General features: G+C 47.9%; 13 protein-coding genes and 2 pseudogenes. 5 read left to right on the top strand and 10 right to left on the bottom strand.

Going from position 1 to position 16,045, the window contains the following annotated elements; all coding sequences use genetic code 11:
- Window positions 1–31: 31 nt before the first annotated feature.
- Window positions 32–769 (bottom strand): phosphatase PAP2 family protein, encoded by a 738-nt coding sequence (locus AC0TNG_RS11890; protein WP_267217166.1) that lies wholly within the window; start codon window positions 767–769, stop codon window positions 32–34.
- Window positions 766–1,038, bottom strand: coding sequence for a hypothetical protein (locus AC0TNG_RS11885; RefSeq protein ID WP_267217167.1), 273 nt, complete (start codon window positions 1,036–1,038; stop codon window positions 766–768). Before AC0TNG_RS11885 ends, AC0TNG_RS11890 begins: the two co-directional genes overlap by 4 nt.
- A 223-nt stretch (window positions 1,039–1,261) precedes the next feature.
- Between AC0TNG_RS11885 and AC0TNG_RS11880 the strand changes: the two genes are divergently transcribed.
- Window positions 1,262–1,600: a response regulator transcription factor gene (locus AC0TNG_RS11880; RefSeq protein ID WP_267217168.1), complete on the top strand. Its 339-nt coding sequence runs from the start codon at window positions 1,262–1,264 to the stop codon at window positions 1,598–1,600.
- A 110-nt stretch (window positions 1,601–1,710) separates the two neighbouring features.
- Window positions 1,711–1,917, top strand: a pseudogene (locus tag AC0TNG_RS11875) (winged helix-turn-helix domain-containing protein); the annotation flags it as partial.
- A 42-nt stretch (window positions 1,918–1,959) separates the two neighbouring features.
- Here AC0TNG_RS11875 and AC0TNG_RS11870 read toward each other — a convergent pair.
- The 6 genes from AC0TNG_RS11870 to AC0TNG_RS11845 form a co-directional block, all read right to left on the bottom strand.
- Window positions 1,960–2,808 carry a COG4705 family protein gene (locus tag AC0TNG_RS11870; protein ID WP_323748655.1) on the bottom strand — a complete coding sequence of 283 codons (849 nt, stop codon included), beginning with the start codon at window positions 2,806–2,808 and terminating at the stop codon, window positions 1,960–1,962.
- Window positions 2,747–3,322, bottom strand: a complete 576-nt coding sequence (locus AC0TNG_RS11865; protein ID WP_085803545.1) for a class I SAM-dependent methyltransferase — start codon at window positions 3,320–3,322, stop codon at window positions 2,747–2,749. Before AC0TNG_RS11865 ends, AC0TNG_RS11870 begins: the two co-directional genes overlap by 62 nt.
- A 99-nt stretch (window positions 3,323–3,421) precedes the next feature.
- A complete protein-coding gene (locus AC0TNG_RS11860; protein WP_267217170.1) occupies window positions 3,422–4,828 on the bottom strand; it encodes a heavy metal sensor histidine kinase in 1,407 nt (468 codons plus the stop codon).
- Window positions 4,809–5,510: a heavy metal response regulator transcription factor gene (locus tag AC0TNG_RS11855; protein ID WP_267217171.1), complete on the bottom strand. Its 702-nt coding sequence runs from the start codon at window positions 5,508–5,510 to the stop codon at window positions 4,809–4,811. The genes AC0TNG_RS11860 and AC0TNG_RS11855 overlap by 20 nt, the downstream gene beginning before the upstream one ends.
- A complete protein-coding gene (locus AC0TNG_RS11850) occupies window positions 5,510–8,587 on the bottom strand; it encodes an efflux RND transporter permease subunit (protein ID WP_267217172.1) in 3,078 nt (1,025 codons plus the stop codon). The genes AC0TNG_RS11855 and AC0TNG_RS11850 overlap by 1 nt, the downstream gene beginning before the upstream one ends.
- The gene (locus AC0TNG_RS11845) at window positions 8,587–9,708 is read right to left on the bottom strand and encodes an efflux RND transporter periplasmic adaptor subunit (RefSeq protein ID WP_267217173.1); all 1,122 of its coding nucleotides are present in this window, start codon (window positions 9,706–9,708) and stop codon (window positions 8,587–8,589) included. Before AC0TNG_RS11845 ends, AC0TNG_RS11850 begins: the two co-directional genes overlap by 1 nt.
- Window positions 9,709–9,947: 239 nt before the next feature.
- Between AC0TNG_RS11845 and AC0TNG_RS11840 the strand changes: the two are divergent.
- The 3 genes and pseudogenes from AC0TNG_RS11840 to AC0TNG_RS11830 all read left to right on the top strand — a co-directional run.
- Window positions 9,948–10,161, top strand: a pseudogene (locus tag AC0TNG_RS11840) (GNAT family N-acetyltransferase); the annotation flags it as partial.
- Between the two features lie 16 nt (window positions 10,162–10,177).
- Window positions 10,178–10,390, top strand: coding sequence for a hypothetical protein (locus AC0TNG_RS11835; protein WP_473713222.1), 213 nt, complete (start codon window positions 10,178–10,180; stop codon window positions 10,388–10,390).
- A gap of 443 nt (window positions 10,391–10,833) precedes the next feature.
- A complete protein-coding gene (locus AC0TNG_RS11830) occupies window positions 10,834–12,774 on the top strand; it encodes a tetratricopeptide repeat protein (RefSeq protein WP_267217175.1) in 1,941 nt (646 codons plus the stop codon).
- A 394-nt stretch (window positions 12,775–13,168) separates the two neighbouring features.
- Here AC0TNG_RS11830 and AC0TNG_RS11825 read toward each other — a convergent pair whose 3' ends face one another.
- Both AC0TNG_RS11825 and AC0TNG_RS11820 read right to left on the bottom strand, forming a co-directional pair.
- Window positions 13,169–14,821, bottom strand: a complete 1,653-nt coding sequence (locus AC0TNG_RS11825) for a coiled-coil domain-containing protein (protein WP_001575467.1) — start codon at window positions 14,819–14,821, stop codon at window positions 13,169–13,171.
- Window positions 14,821–15,906, bottom strand: coding sequence for a DUF4297 domain-containing protein (locus AC0TNG_RS11820; protein WP_172951202.1), 1,086 nt, complete (start codon window positions 15,904–15,906; stop codon window positions 14,821–14,823). The genes AC0TNG_RS11825 and AC0TNG_RS11820 overlap by 1 nt, the downstream gene beginning before the upstream one ends.
- Window positions 15,907–16,045 lie beyond the last annotated feature (139 nt).

Raw genomic sequence — 16,045 nt, 5'->3', positions numbered from 1 at the left:
CCTCTCCGCCCGGAGAGGGCTTTTTTTCCTCTTACAGAATGTTGTCGCCCGGTGGCGGCAAATAGCGGTTTATCGCAACCACCGACGGACGAGTGAGGATAAACGCCAGGCCAATAGACGCCAGTAAATCCACCGGCCAATGCATACCTAAAAACAGGCGGCTAACCAGTACGCCGGCAGCCCATGCGGTGAGGATAAACGCAGCAAGAAAGCGTTTTCGCGGCCACAGCACGCCAACGCCCAGCAGCGCCCAGGCCGCGGCAAAAATCGAATGCCCCGACGGGAACGACCAGGTGCTCTCCTTCGCCCAGTGATCTTGCTGCCAGCTAGGGATCGCGCGGTTATCATGCAGCGTATTCAGCACGGTCATACCTCGCTTCGCCGGTTCTTCACTGTAAAATTGCGCAACCGCCTGCGGTTGATCATGGTTCAGCCACATCACATAGGGACGTGGTTCCTGTACCACTCGTTTCAACACGCTAACCGCCACCTGTCCCAACGCAATCGGTGCCATAATCAGCAATGCGCATTTCCACCGATGCGCTTTACCCGGTTTCAGCACCCACAGTAACGCAGCCAACAGCACGACGGCAGTGAACACCCCAACGGGGTTGCTCACCGTCTGTGTGAGTAAGTAGAAAAAACCGAGTTGTGGCGATTGTGCTTCCGCCTGCCAGTGCCAACCGGTTAGCCAGGCCACCACCGGCACAGCTATCAGCACAGGCAGGCAAAATCCTAACCCGGTAGCTATCTTTGGACGTTTTTTCATTCCGTGAATAACACCTCAGTGTGGGAATCCTGTTGCGACTGCGCTTTTTTCTGTGTGGAAAGTAGCTTTGCAGAGTCCGTATCACCGGTCGATTTTTCATTTAAATCGAAGGGATAGTTTTCATGGATTTTATTCGGGTTAGGGTGCCAGGCAGCGGGTGAAAGCACCCAGGTTTCCCCAACTTTATTCACTCTGGCTTCCGCGGCGGTTTGCCCGAATGTAAATAGTGCAGAAATGATCAGCAGCAGATAAATCATATTTCGTTTCATTGTGGTATCTCCCGACAGGAATAGTTGACGGAAGAATTATCTCATTAGCGTAGTGACGCGAGTCCAACGTCAACATGACAATATTGTCATGTTGACGTTGAGACCCTCTAATTATTAGACGGTGATAATTGCAGGTAATAAACCCGCCTGGCGGGAAATCTTCTGACAACAAGAGGTGAAGCAATGCAGCCACAAGAAAATAAACCAACCATCTTAATAGCCTATGCCAATAAACATACCGACAATTCGTCGGCATATTAAAATAAAATTTTCGCGTGAAATTTTCGAAAACAGCTATCACGGTTTTAATTTCACGCTAATTAATAAATCTGATTTTATTGTTATTGAATCTCCGCCGCAAAAGGGTCTGGAATTGCTGCAAGCAATAAAACGCCAAAGCACGGTGCCGGTAATCGTCCTCTCTACGCTAAATAACGATAAGGATATGGTGAATGCCCTCAACCTTGACGCGGAGGATTATCTGGTGAAATCCTTTAGCATCGCCGAACTGGTTGCACGCCTGCATGTGATCCGCCGTCGCCTGCTACCTGCTGCAAGCTAGAACGCACAGACATACAACGCCCTCACGGTGGAAATTCATCGCGACACGCACCAGGTGTTTGTAGGCAGCCAGCGTAAAGAGATTTCCGCACTGCTCACGCCACAGAATACTGGCTGCTGTGCCATATTATTCACCAGCCAATGCGTGTATTTTTCCGTTCAGAGTTGTTGCACCACTGTCTGCCAGACCTCGATGGCAGCGAACGAGCGGTAGATGGGCATATCAGCAACTTACGCCGCAAGTTAAGCGATCCTGGCGTCACATTGCTACTGGAGAACGTTCGTGGTTTTGGTTATCGGCTGGGATGTGTGGGTTAAACGTGTAAAGGCGCCCATCAGCGGCGCCCTTACACAAGGTGATTAACGCTTTTGCGTTGGTTTGCGGTATTCCACCAGTGAAAGTCCTCCAACCAGTACAACAATGATGGTACTGAAAATGACACTGGTAACATTGGCGCCAAAACCGAAGCCGCCATTCTCCAGCGGTTGCGATAACAAATCGCCCCAGGCCGCACCAAACGGGCGAGTCAGAATATACGCCGCCCAGAAACAGAACACCGCGTTCGCCCGGAAAACGAACCGTGCCGCAGCAATAAACAGCAACCAAAGGCCAAAAAAGCCGGCAGTAACGTCATATCCCATGCTCAATCCTTCCGCCAGCCAGTCACCCAGCGCGGTGCCCAGCGCAAAGGTAAAGAGGATCGCCAGCCAGTAAAAACCTTCACGTTTTGCGCTATCGACATGATGGATAGAGAGCGTTTTTTCCCGGCGATACCAGACAGCAAAGGTCGTGATCAATGCCAGCGTGAAAAAGGCTGAAGACCATGCCAGCGGCACATGCCAGGCATCGGTTAAATTATCGGTAACCAACGTACCAAACACACTGATAAACACCACGACCAGCCAGTACAACACCGGAATATAACGCGTGGCGCGCATCTGGAAATAAAGTGTCACCGCCAGCAATCCGCCGACGACAAATGATGTATTAATCAGACCAAAGCCTAAATCCATATTCAGAAAATCTGCCGCGGTTTCCCCAACCGTCGTCGACATCATTTTTATCAGCCAAAATATTACCGTGACCTCCGGGACTTTATTAAGCCACGGCGTATTTTTTTGTACAGAGTTCATGATCGCTATCTCGCTAAATAGAGGTTTCGTTAATTTTTCGTGGCGTACAGATATAAACCAGAGCAGGCGGTACATTTTTCACCACCACGACGCGTTGCCAGTAGAAATAACGCGACAATAATTTCTCTGACAGCGGGCTGTATTGAAACTGAATATAGGTTCCCTGCGGCGAGAGACTCTGATGGATTTGTCGCATAATCCGCGTTACCACACGCACCGGCAGCGATAACAATGGTAAGCAGGAGAAGATAGCGTCGTAAGGGCGAAGAAGCTGCTCCGCCGAGGCGGCAACCACCTGCAATCGTCGGTCGTTAATTGCCCCCAGTTGTTGAAGAAAGCGCGGGTTAATTTCGTACGCATCTAACTGGGCGTCTGCGCGCATCCGCGTCAGTAGCCCTTTCGTTAGTACGCCGTTTGCCGCCCCCAGTTCGGCAACGACGAGGCTGTCGCACCAGTCGATCTGATTCATCATTGTTTTGCACAGTGCAGCCGATGACGGAACCACAGACCCCACCGTGCGCGGGGAAGCGATAAACTGGCGAATATAGGAGGCATAAGCGCTGAAGCGTGTTTTCGTGGAATCAGACAAAGAGTGTGTTTGCATAACGTAAACCTGAGTGAGGAGCGGATAATGCCCATTATCCGCCTGCTATGATGACTCTCACTCAACGCCTGGATGACAATTCTGTCAGGTTGGCTTGCGCTGCGGCAGCACCAGCGTAAAGCGACTGCCCTTGCCCTCCTCACTGGTCACCGTGATCTTACCGCCGTGCATTTCGGCGATGGTTTTCACTAACGCCAGCCCCAGACCGGTATTCTCCGCTTTGCTGCGTGCATCATCCACGCGATAGAAACGATCGAAAATGTGCGGCAGATGACGCGAGTCAATGCCTTCGCCATTATCCACTACGCTGAGCCAGACATCGTTAGCCTGCTGCGTTGCGCTGAGCACGATATGCCCGCCTGCAGGGGTATGGCGTAATGCGTTTGACAACAGGTTAGAGAGCGCACGCTGCAAATGAATAGGATCGGCGTAAAACGTCACTTCACCTTCGCTGGTAAGCGTAATGTGTTTCTCTTCTGCCAGCACATCGTAGAAATTCACCAGCCGGGCGAACTCCGTTGCGCTGTTAAGTGATTCAAGCTTCAACGGTTCACGGCTATTGTCTGCACGCGCCAGAAACAGCATCGAGGAGATCATTCGTGACAGACGTTCTCCCTCTTCGACAATAGCGGTCAGCGCTTCGTGATACTCCTGCGCAGTGCGCGCTTTACTTTGCGTGACGCTGGCGGCTGAGATCAGATTGTTGATAGGGCCACGCAACTCATGCGCGATATCCGAAGAAAAGCGAGTCAATTGGGCAAACGAGGCTTCCAGCCGCATCATCATACCATCGAACGAGGCGGAGAGCGTGTTCAGCTCCGAAGGCCAATCTTGTATGGAGAGACGGGTATGTAAATCTGCGGCATGAATATGCGCGATCTCACGGCTCATGGTACGCAGCGGCAGCAGCCCGCGACGAGCCAGCCAGTAGCCAATGGCGGCGAATAGCACAATCGCCAGCGCCACCACACCCTGCATGCGCGTCCAGTAATCTTCAATAATCTCGTTGTTTTGCGACACATTGAGCGCTGCCTGCACCAGCCACGACTGATTGTCTTTAAGGACGAAATTGGTGGAGGCAATCAGGTACTTTTCACTGACCTCGTGCTTATGGTAGCGCCACGAGGTATAACTAAACTCCGGAGACGGCGTGGGGAAATCTTCCTGCGGCACTCGCATCTTGCTCGATTGCGCCCACACTTTACCGTCCGGGCTGATAATGCGCAGCGACAAGCGTTCCTGACGCGCCACGAACTCAAACAACTCCTGCTGCCAGAGATCTTTCGGCCCCTGGCGCTCGCTGATAGTGGCGGCAATCTCCTGCTGAAAGCGCAGTGTACTGCGCAACTCATCTTCGTCCTTCTGGCTCAACTGATTGCGCATGGTGGAGTACAACAGACCCGAAACGATATACAACACCAGCCCCATGGCGATGGAAAAATAGAGCGTCAGCCGCAGGGTAATAGGGAAATTACGCGGGATCAGCATCATTTCGCTCTTCCAGCACATAGCCTGCGCCGCGCAACGTGTGCAACAGCTTCACCTCGTAGCCGTCATCAATTTTGCTGCGCAGGCGGCGGATCGCCACATCGATAACATTTGTTTCCGGGTCAAAATTCATATCCCATACTAGCTCCGCCAGCACCGTACGCGACAGCACTTCCCCGCTGCGACGCATTAACAGGCTGAGCAACATAAACTCTTTCTGGGTCAGTTCAATGCGTTTACCACCGCGCATTACCCGGTGTTTAAGAAAATCGAGTTGCAGATCGCTTATCTGCATTACCGACTCATCCACCACCGGCGTATGTGCCGCTCGCCGCCGCATAATTACCCGCACGCGTGCCAGCAGTTCACTAAAAGAGAATGGTTTGATCAGGTAATCTTCCGCGCCCAGCTCCAGCCCGCGCACCCGATCATCCACATCATCACGCGCGGTCAAAAACATCACTGGCGTTAATCTGCCCGCCTGACGCACCAGCTCAAGGATTTTCCAGCCGTTCATCCCCGGCAGCATCACATCCAGGATCGCAAGGTCATATTCATTGGTCAGCAAATAGTGCAGGCCATCGACGCCATCGTTAGCAACATCGACGACAAAATCATTCTCTTTCAGCCCCTTGGCAATATAGTCAGCGGCCATAGTTTGGTCTTCGACCAGCAGTAATCTCATTATGCCTCCACCCGATCGCGCAACTGCGCTTGCTTGTCACCAACGCTTGCGAACAACAGATAAAACACAGGCGTAATAAACAGGGTAACCAGTTGTGAGAACAGCAACCCGCCGACCACCGCCACACCCATCGGCTGGCGTAGCTCAGCGCCCGCCCCCCAGCCAAACGCGATGGGCAGCGCCCCCATCATCGCGCACAGCGTGGTCATCATTATCGGCCGAAAACGCTGAATACAGGCCTGAATAATTGCATCATGCGGCGACATCCCCTGCGTACGCTGAGCCGCAAGCGCAAAGTCTATCATCATGATAGCGTTCTTTTTCACAATACCTATCAGCAGCAAAATGCCAATCATGGCGATAAACGTCAGATCGAGATTCAGCAACCGCAGCGCCAACAATGCGCCGACCGCCGCCGATGGCAAACCCAGCAAAATGGTCAGCGGATGGATCCAGCTTTCATACAGCACACCTAAGATCACGTAGATCACCGCCAGCGCAATGACAATCAACCAGATTTGGCTGCTCTGGGACTGCTGGTACAGCGCCGCTTGCCCGGCATAGCTGCCAAACACCGAACCCGGCATCTGGATATCCTGCTGCACCTGATTAATGGCGCGCGTGGCGTCCGACAGCGATTTACCCGGCGCCAGATCGAACGAAACCGTAATGGCCGGAAGCTGCCCCTGGTGGTTGACCGCCGTGATCCCCTGGCTGCGCGTCACATGCGTAAAAGTGGTTACCGGTAGCAACGTATTTGCCGACGAACGCACATAGATTTTCGACAGATCGCTCTCGTTTTGCCGGAAAGCATTGTTCACCTCCATGATAACCTGATAGCTATCTTCCGGCGCATAAATTGTCGATACCTGCTGCGTACCAAACGCGGCGTACAAATTGCTGCGGATCTGATCGATATCGACGCCCATCAGCGAGGCTTTGTTGCGGTCGATTTGTAAATCTGCCTGCAAGCCGTTGAGCTGCGCATCGCTGTTAATACCCACAAACACGCCGGTTTTCTTCATGCCGTCCATTAACTTGTTGGCCCAGTCATTTAACGATAGCCCATCACCACTGTTGACCGACTGCAAGGTGTACTGATAACTGCTTTTCGCTGAGCGACCGCCCACTTTCAGATTCTGCACCGCGCTAAAGAACGGCGTGATGCCGGGCAGATACTGGGTTTCTGCGCGCATTTGGGCAATCACTTGTGCCATCGGTGGGCGTTGCGACTGATCTTTAAGCGTCAGCACCAGTTGCGTCGTGTCATGATCGACCTTAGTCAGCATTGCGCTCACCGCCGGATCCGCGACTAGCGTTTTGCCCAACTGTTGCGCCACCACTAATCGCCCGTCATAGGACATATCCTGCGGCGTATCGATATTTACCGTCAGTTGCCCAATATCTTCCTGCGGGAAAAATCCTTTTGGCGCGCTGATATACAGCAACGCGGTCAGTACCACGGTCGCCAGTGCCGCCAGTACCATCCATAATTTATGATTCACCGCCCAGTGCAGCGCCTTGCTGTAACGGCACAGCACCGCATCGAAGCCGCGCTCGAATGCCCGGCTCCAGGCAGGTTCCGCGGCTTCGGCGTGGCTCTTTTTGATAAGCATCGGCACCAGCAGCGGAATAAGCGTCAGTGACGCAGCCGCCGAGACAGCAATCGCCAGCGAGACCACCCAGGCGAACTCATGGAACAGCAAACCCAGCGTGCCCGGCATAAAGAAGATAGGAATAAATACGGCCACCAGCGACAGCGATATCGACAACACGGTGAAAGCCACTTCTCGCACGCCAAGCAGTGCGGCGCGCCAGCTTGTCTCTCCCTGCTCGCGATAGCGCATAATATTTTCCAGCACCACGATCGCGTCATCCACCACCAGCCCAACGGCGATGGTCAGCCCCATCAGGGAAATGTTGTCGAGACTCATACCCAGCGCATACATCAGGGCAAACGCTCCCAATAACGACACCGGCACGCTCAGCGCCGGGATAAGCGTGGCGCGGAAATGACGCAGGAACAGCATGATCACCATAATCACCAGCGCAATCGTCAACACCAGGGTGATATTGACATCATGAATGGCCTGGCGAATCGATAACGAGCGGTCATTAAGCAACTGCATGTTGACCGACGGCGGCATCTGCGCCTGCAATTTGGGCAGCAACTGGTTGATGGCATCCAGCGTAGAAACAATGTTCGCCCCAGGCTGGCGGTTAATGCTCAGCACGATAGCGGTGTGTCCGTTAACCGCACTGTAGCTCAGCGCGTTTTCGATGCTGTCCTGCACGCTGGCAACATCCGACAAACGCACCGGCTGCCCGTTGCGGGTGGCGATAATCACATTGGCGAAATCGGCGGCGTTCATCAGATCGCCGTGCGTTTGCAGCATCATCATTTGCCGTTTGCCGTCGAGTTCACCAATTGGCGAGTTGGCGTTGGCTGCTTTCAGCGCAGCCTGCACATCGGTTAAGGTCAGATCCGTTGCCGCCAGCCGCTCCGGGTCAATTTCCACCCGCACCGCATAGCGTTTTTGCCCAATCACCGTCACTTCCGCCACACCTTTAATGGTCGACAGCGCGGGCGAAATCAGGTTGTCAGTAAGACGGTTAAGATCGGACAGCGTCATGGAGGGCGAATCAATGGCAATCGCGGCAATCGGCGCATCCGCCGGGTTTACCTTGCGAAATGACGGCGGCGTGGTCATCTGCGACGGCAGCTTTTTCATGGTCTGATAGAGCGCCGACTGCACATCCACGGCTGCGGAGTCGATATTCACCGAGGGATCAAACTCCAGCACAATCGTGGTCGCCCCTTGCAGGCTGGTAGATGTGAGCATCGACAAGCCTGGCACCGTGGACAAATTCTTTTCCAGCGGCGTCGCCACCGACGAGGCCATCGTCTGCGGGCTGGCGCCGGACAATGACGCATTGACGCGAATGGTCGGCATATCAAAAGATGGCAGCGCCGCCACCGGCAGTTTTGTCCAGCAGATAACACCCGTGACGATCACCGCCAGCCACAGCAGCATCACCGCAATCGGGCGGGACAGGCAGAGCTCAGCAAATTTCATCAGTTCTGCCCCACGTTTTTCGCTACCGCCACGGTCACGCCAGGACGCAGGTTATTCGCCCCTTCCACCACCACCGCTGTACCCTGCGCGAGGCCATCCACCACCGCCATCGACTGCTGGATCCGCAGCAGATTAACCGGCTGCGTGACCGCCTGGTTTTGCTTATCTACCAGGAAGACAAAATGCCCATCCGGGCCGTTTTGAACGGCCTGCGGTGGCAGCACAACAACTTGCTCGGCCCCCGCTTCAACGGTGACCGACTGAAAGGCTCCCGGCCACAGCAGACGCCCGGCATTAGCGAAATGTGCTTTTAGCGCGATGGTGCCAGTCTCGGTATTCACCGTGTTATTGATAAAATCCAGCGTGCCGCTGACTTTTTCACCTTTGGCATTACTGACTGATACCGCGATCGGCCCCTGAGATTGTGCCGCAAGTACTGCATTGAGGTTTTTTTCCGGCAACGTGAACGATACCCCGATAGGGTCAAACTGACTGACGCTCACCAACGGCGAAGCGCTGCCGGGCTGCACCAGGCTCCCCGGATGAACATTCAACGCACCGGTTTTACCACTCACTGGAGCATAAATGCGGGTATAACCGAGCTGCGCCTGCGCGGTACGGATATCCTCCTGCGCGGCGGTGTACTGAGCACTGTACTGCTGCTGCACACTTTGCAACGTGTCCCAGTCGGAGGCCGAAATGTAGTTTTGTGCTTTCAACCCGCGTCCGCGGACGACATCACGCTGCGCTTTATCCAGCAAAGTGCGCGATTCCGCCTGAGCGGCTACAGCACGGCGTAGCGCCGCCTGCTGGGTGCTATCATCCAGCGTAAAAAGTAGCTGCCCCTGCTGAACAAAATCCCCCTCCCTGAACGCCACGGTTTTCACCGTACCGGTGATCTGTGACTGGATATCCACCTGGTTGAGCGACACCACATGGCCTTGCGTCGTCAGCATTAACGGCAGATTTTTTACCTGCGCCTGCGCCAGGCTCACCAGCGGGCTGGCGGATTTATGCGGCGTGGCAGCGACGCTACTTTGGCGAAAGAAAAGGAGATAAACGACAGAGAAGCCCACCAACAGGCAAATTATCTGAAATGGCCTTGAGTGAAGTAATTTCATGGCAATCATGCGTCCGGGAAGAAATACCGCTAGTCTACAGCGCGCAGAGAGACAGAAAGCGGCTCGCCAGATGACAATTTTGTCATTTAAAAACCGTCCATCGATCACAACCTGCGCGGCTAACCATACGTTAACTGTGATCATTCTCCCGTCTTAAAGTGTCGTTTATTCATTGTAATGAAATGTAAGCGTCATCTTCGGCCTATACTGTCATCGGCAAGATGGGAGGAGAAATCACCATGTTTAGTTTCGATAATGTACTTGAGGATCTCTGGCCACAGGCCAGCCCCCTGGCAAAAAAATCTGCTCAGACGCCTGCTCTATGAGCAAGAGTTTCAGCAATTCGCCGCGCGCCACCCCCACCTGAAAGGGCTGGATATGGTGGAACAAGTACTTGAACACCTACAAATCCGCTGCTCCATTCTCGCTCACTGCTTCAAACAAATCTCTGAACAATATTCGGCAGATTATGCCATCCTGGGAGCCAGCGGCGTTACAGCTGACCGGCGAAGCGTTGATTGATTGCGGTATGATTTATAACACCATGATTCAACGGTCGAACAAGAGCTTAATTGTGGTGGATCACTCAAAATTAGATAAGGTATTTCCTTCCAATTACGCTTCATGGCAGGCTATTGACCGTATTATTACGGACAGCCCACCAGCGGATTCAATACCCTAGTCGATATTTCCGTGTGCGAGTGATGTGCTGTTGGCGGAGCAGGGCTGTGTCATTGTGGAGAGGGCGGTATCTGATATTCCTTCGTAATACCTGTGAATACAACGATAATCTGCTACCACAACTTTACATGTCAGTCTTCCAGTTTCTGGCATGACGTTGAATGTCTGCTCCTCGCTCTAAGCAGATTTCGCGGTGTTCCAGGCGGTCCGCTTCGGGCCAGGAGCGGACATTGCTGGCATCACTATGTATTAATCAACGGATAGCAGTTCAGTTCGCTAGTGATGGGATTGAGTTATCAAAAGTTGTCGCCCGCCGGCACCGCCAGCGGGGATTCCAGGCTGTACACGCTCTAAGTTACAGTTGCTTCAAATTGTTGCCAAAATACTGAAATCGAGTTTAATAGAGAGGTTGATATCTCCGTGCACAGTATATAGGGACAGAAAATGCAGCATTTGAATGATTTCCCCAAAAGAGACAGGAATCATAGGATTGAAAGACTTGCAATATCAGCTTTTGAAAATTTCCTCAGAGATTCAAACGATTTTTTTATTCAAAGTCAGGATATAAATGATTACGGCGTTGACTATCAACTTGAAATTACTACAAATGGTCAAGCAACTAACATTAGATTGTTTGTTCAATTGAAAGGAACTGAACAAGAATTAAACAATGATGGTTCGATTAGTATATCTGTTAATAGAGCTAACCTAAATTACCTACTAATGCATCCTTATTCATTCTATGTATGTTTTCATGCTCCAAGTAATAATCTAAAAATAACATTCGCCGAAGCCGTAATAAGGGATTATGAACAATCTGAAAAACAATGGATTGAGCAAGAAACATTGACTGTAAAGTTCATTGAGGATATTTCCGAGTCTCGTTTGCATGAAATCGCAGAGGTGGCGAGGTTTAACGCCATAAATAATCGCAATGCAAGAATCGATTTGATAACCAAACCTATTTCAAACATTACTAAGGCTATTAATAAAGCCATACCTAAGATACATATACCGGAAGATAAAAAGTTAGCTCAAGAACTGCTTAACTCACTATATGAAAATAATCATGACGATGTGATAAGTGCTAATTTCGATGAGTTTTTAGCTATTTTCGGCGCCAACCATCCAGCTATGATCGTTCCATATATGTCGGAAATAAATAAAGGCATGGACAAAGTTGATAGTAATGAAGAAAGGATCTTGGATGGTATAAAATATCTTAGAGAAAGAATCGATGAGGGTAATATAAATAAGATGAGTTTATATTATTCATTAGGTAATGGATATACAGCTCTTGAAAGAGACAAAGAAGCTATTCAAGAGTATAAGAACGCTCTGGGACATTTGGTTGAGGAAGGAAAACTAGCTGCACAATGTTACAAAAACATGGGTAGCAGTTATTCACGATTGGGGAAAGAAAATGAAGCTTTTGAATGCTATAAGAAGGCACTGGATTTAGAACCGAACTTAAATGAAGCTAATTTAGCGGTAGGTGTTATTCATAATCGTAAGGGTAATTATGAACTAGCATTGGAGCACTTAGATTTAGTTCTTTTCCCAAGGAATCATCAACATAAAATCATCTTTGTTGAAAAGTGGCGCATAAATACTCTTTTCAATATGGAGGATTATCGCTCGGCATATAGAGAGATTAATAGTTTATTAACTCGAAATGATAATAAAGATGAATTGTGGCAATGGTGCTTGATGTTAGTTGCTACGTTCTGTCGAACCTCGCCTGTTTCTACTAAGTTAAGCTTGCCTTTTTGGACTCGCTTTTTAGAAATGCATCCGAACCACCCTGATGCATCAAGAGAAATTCTATTAGCGAAAAATTATCTAAGAGTAAATGATAATTCATCTAAGTACTCGTATCATGAATTTAAAAAAGAGTTTGAGATGCGAATACAAAATGTTAATGATGAAGATACTGCTTTTCTTTGGGATCGTATAGGCCATTGGGCTCAAGATGAAGATGAATGGGAAGATGCAACGATGTATTTTCGTAAAGCTTATGAGATTGCTGGTGGTGAATATGGGTACTGTCTCGGAGTTGCTCTTAATCAACTTGAGCGCTTCAAAGAAAGCTTACCTATCTTAGTTGAGCAAGCTGAAAAAATTCAACCTGATGATTTTAGCTGGTTCCAGGTCGCAGTTGCATACGAATTTCAAGGATATATCCAAGAGGCAATCGATTCTTATGAAAAATGCTTATCATTAAACGAGAAAAACGAACTTGCTTTGTTCAATCTTGGAGGGCTGTATTGGAATTCGCGAAATTATGATGAGGCAAGCCGGGTGTGGAAACTAGCAGTAGAGTATTATCCTGATCATGAACTTTCGCATAAACTTCGAAAGGATATTCCATTTATTTTGAGTTGAGCAACTTCATTAGCAACGAACTTAGCGTCAGAATTTTTAATCAATCATGTTGACCGACCACTTAGTGCTGTGGATTTAACAGGTCGATTCAGTCGTTCAGGTGCCTCTGACCGCCGAACGACAATCTCTGATTCGAGCTGCTAATATGACCTACTCCCAGTCGATTAGCACCCGGCGTGTTAGCAATACCTTACGAACTTCCGCTTTTCGCTCACAGCGGACCTTCAAACCAGCCATCTCGTCCGCTCTGTGCCGAAAGCTGAAGTAGCTAATAGCACTTATTGTTGATCAATGAAGAGCTGGTCAATTGAATAGGCTAATTTAATTGATAGCTAGCGTAACTATGAGGAGACACACTCATAGTGATGAGCGTGTTCCCATATAAATGATCAGATTATGATAACGCAGCTCGTTCATAAAGAGGCATAATCTCTTGATAAACCTGATTGTAAAGCTCTGATTTTAGCAGACTGTATTTTTCAGTCATAATAAGTGTTTTAAACTGATTCGTTTCTCTTTCAAATGAAACTGAGCCGATAATTAGCTGGCTATTAGTTGATAAACCATTAATACATAAATCGAATAACTTTTTTGTTGTACGCGGATCTGGATCTTGTTGTTTAGGCGAGTCAATTACTACTGGAAGCATAGGACTTGTCGATTTATCTTCTATTGTTTTTAGAAGAGCATAGTGATAAGCCAATATTGATCTTGGAGCACGGCTGCCTGTTTCGCTCTTAGAAATCGGACCATATTGAAGAATAGTTCCAACTTTAGGATCTTTGATACCTAACTCAGTTTGCGCAAACTTCAGTGACTCTTTAAACTTATCATTGATTTCTTTTGCTCGCTTTTTATCTTCGAACTTTGCTATTTCTTTTGAAAGCTGAGTTCTAGCAACATCCAATTCGCCTATTTTTAGCAGTAATTCGTTAATTTGCTCATCGAAAGTTACCTCAACCTGCTTACTTGCTTGAGACTTAATAACGTCTTGAAGAGTCAGTTGCTCTTTGACTTCCAGAAGCATGTTTTTGAGTTCTGAGCTTAAGCTTATAGCCTGTTTCAAATCTTCTTTAATTTTAGAGAGTTGATCATCATATACAGATTTTTCCTCATACAACTTTGGTATGATTTGCAATAGCTTTTCTTTATTCTCAAGTACTACATATCTTGCTTCTAAGCCTGCCGATGGTAGCAAAGAATCTATATCATTTTCATCGAGCTGTCTTTTTGATTCCTCTATTTCTGTTACTAATTCATCTCGTAGAGATAATATTTTTATGAGCTTAATTCTGTATTCTGTTTCTTCTTGATGTAAGTCTTGGCACTTACGAAGGAAACGTTCCAGCAGCTCTTCATAATATTTTACATCCACATCGAAAAGTACTCTTCCAAATGACTCTTCGAATCGCTTTTTAGCTCTCTTTAGAGCTTTTAACGTCGTTCGGATTTCAACAAGATCGATATCAATTAAATTAATCTTTCCTTGTAAAGTATAGTACTCCTTTGGTTTTACACCAGTATGAAAATTCAAGATATTTTTTTGCCAGTCCTCATACATAGCCAAACTGCTAAATGAATCTAAAACTTTCCCCCAACCGTTATCTTGATCAATATAGTAAGGGAGATAAAGACTTGCTGGTTGTGCTTGTCCCTGAACCAAATTAGTTTTAGTCACAAGCTCCAAATTGAAATCAAAGACATCACGCACAGCTAATGCAATCTCTGCACGAGAGCTAGAGGTCACTAAGTGATGCTCTTGTCCTGCTGTTATATCGAAAATGGAAATACGTTTTTCGTGGCGAAGAAACGCATAGTCACGATTATTAACACAAATAACAACTTTTGAAACAAAGTTATCTTCTTTCCACTTTTTATCCAGTCGAACATCAGCACCTAATGTATGATATAAGCTCTTAATAAAGCTAGACTTACCTGTGTCGTTCTCACCTGTAATGATATTAATATCAGGTGAGAACTTGAAGGAGAATCCTTTCTTATCGCGAAGGGATAATATATGAGCACTTTTAAAGTATATGCTTTTCATTATTCACCTCCCTCTAAGAGCTTCTGAATTATTGAGTAAATAACTATGCATTCTTTCTTCCCTGACTTTAAAGTCAATGCATAATCTGGACAAAGTGCATCAATTTTGTACATGGTTTCAGTTAGATATAATTTCAAATCCGAGTGAGCACTCGCCTCATCGTAAAGGCTAATTGCATATTCTAGATATACAGTCGAAGGATTTTTTTTGTTTTGGTTAAGGTCGATGCAAATTTGTGAGAACATGGCTTGCAGGATAATGAGCTGAAGCGATGTTTTGCCAAGATCATTGAATAGGGGACTAGCTTTGTCCCAATCAGGCTTTAAACTATTACTTGCATTCAAGGAATCAAGCACACCATTCAATGCTTCTGATGAGAAACCCTTTCGTGAGATAAGTTCAGGAAAATTAATAATATCTGCGGATTTTACCTTGGATTTTTCTCGACACGCCTGTTCAAGCAAAGAAGCTAATGCATTAACACTCAGGCTAATGCTATCGCCAAACTTCTTGCTAAGGAAATCGCATAGTTTACCTTTTAGATGTGTAATGTGGTCATCTAGGCTTAATGAGGATTGAACGAAACGCATAACAGAAAGATCGATACTGGAGTCATCAAGCTTTACTTGATCTTTGATTGCTTTCTTAAAGCTCGTCTGATACTCCACTTTGACTTCATTTGCACCAAAACAAGACTTACCACCGTTTTCCTCACATAGATTGAAAGAAGCATTAGTAACAAAAAGGAGCTTGGGTGAATATTCGGCGAAATTCTTTTGATGAATAAATAACTTACCGATGATAGATATTGGGTTCTTCTTGGTGCTATTACTAAGAGTGGATGCAGTCCAGTGTTTCTCTCTTGTTTTTACTTGAGCAAATGTGAGTTGTGTTGGAGAAACTTCGTCATCAAGAATAAGAACATCATCATGATATTCGAAGATAAACACATAGTTCTTTTCATCTAGTTCATATTCCAGCATTTGAGATAAAGCCCAGCAAGTTTGATAGTCAAACCCACGTTGAGCAATCTCACCGCCTCTTTCAGACTGCGGAATACTAACTAATGTTTCAGCTAACCCCATATACTCCCTTATGTTGAGTTCAATGGACTCGCGTAACAACATCATTAATCCGATTGAATACAAATAGTAGCATTAGCACGAACTATTGGGTAACACATTCTGAAAGTTAAAAATATGTGAGTTGCAACATCGAAACAGG

This window comes from Enterobacter sp. PL_is514, assembly GCF_055816715.1.
This window is presented reverse-complemented; position numbering and strand designations above follow the sequence as displayed.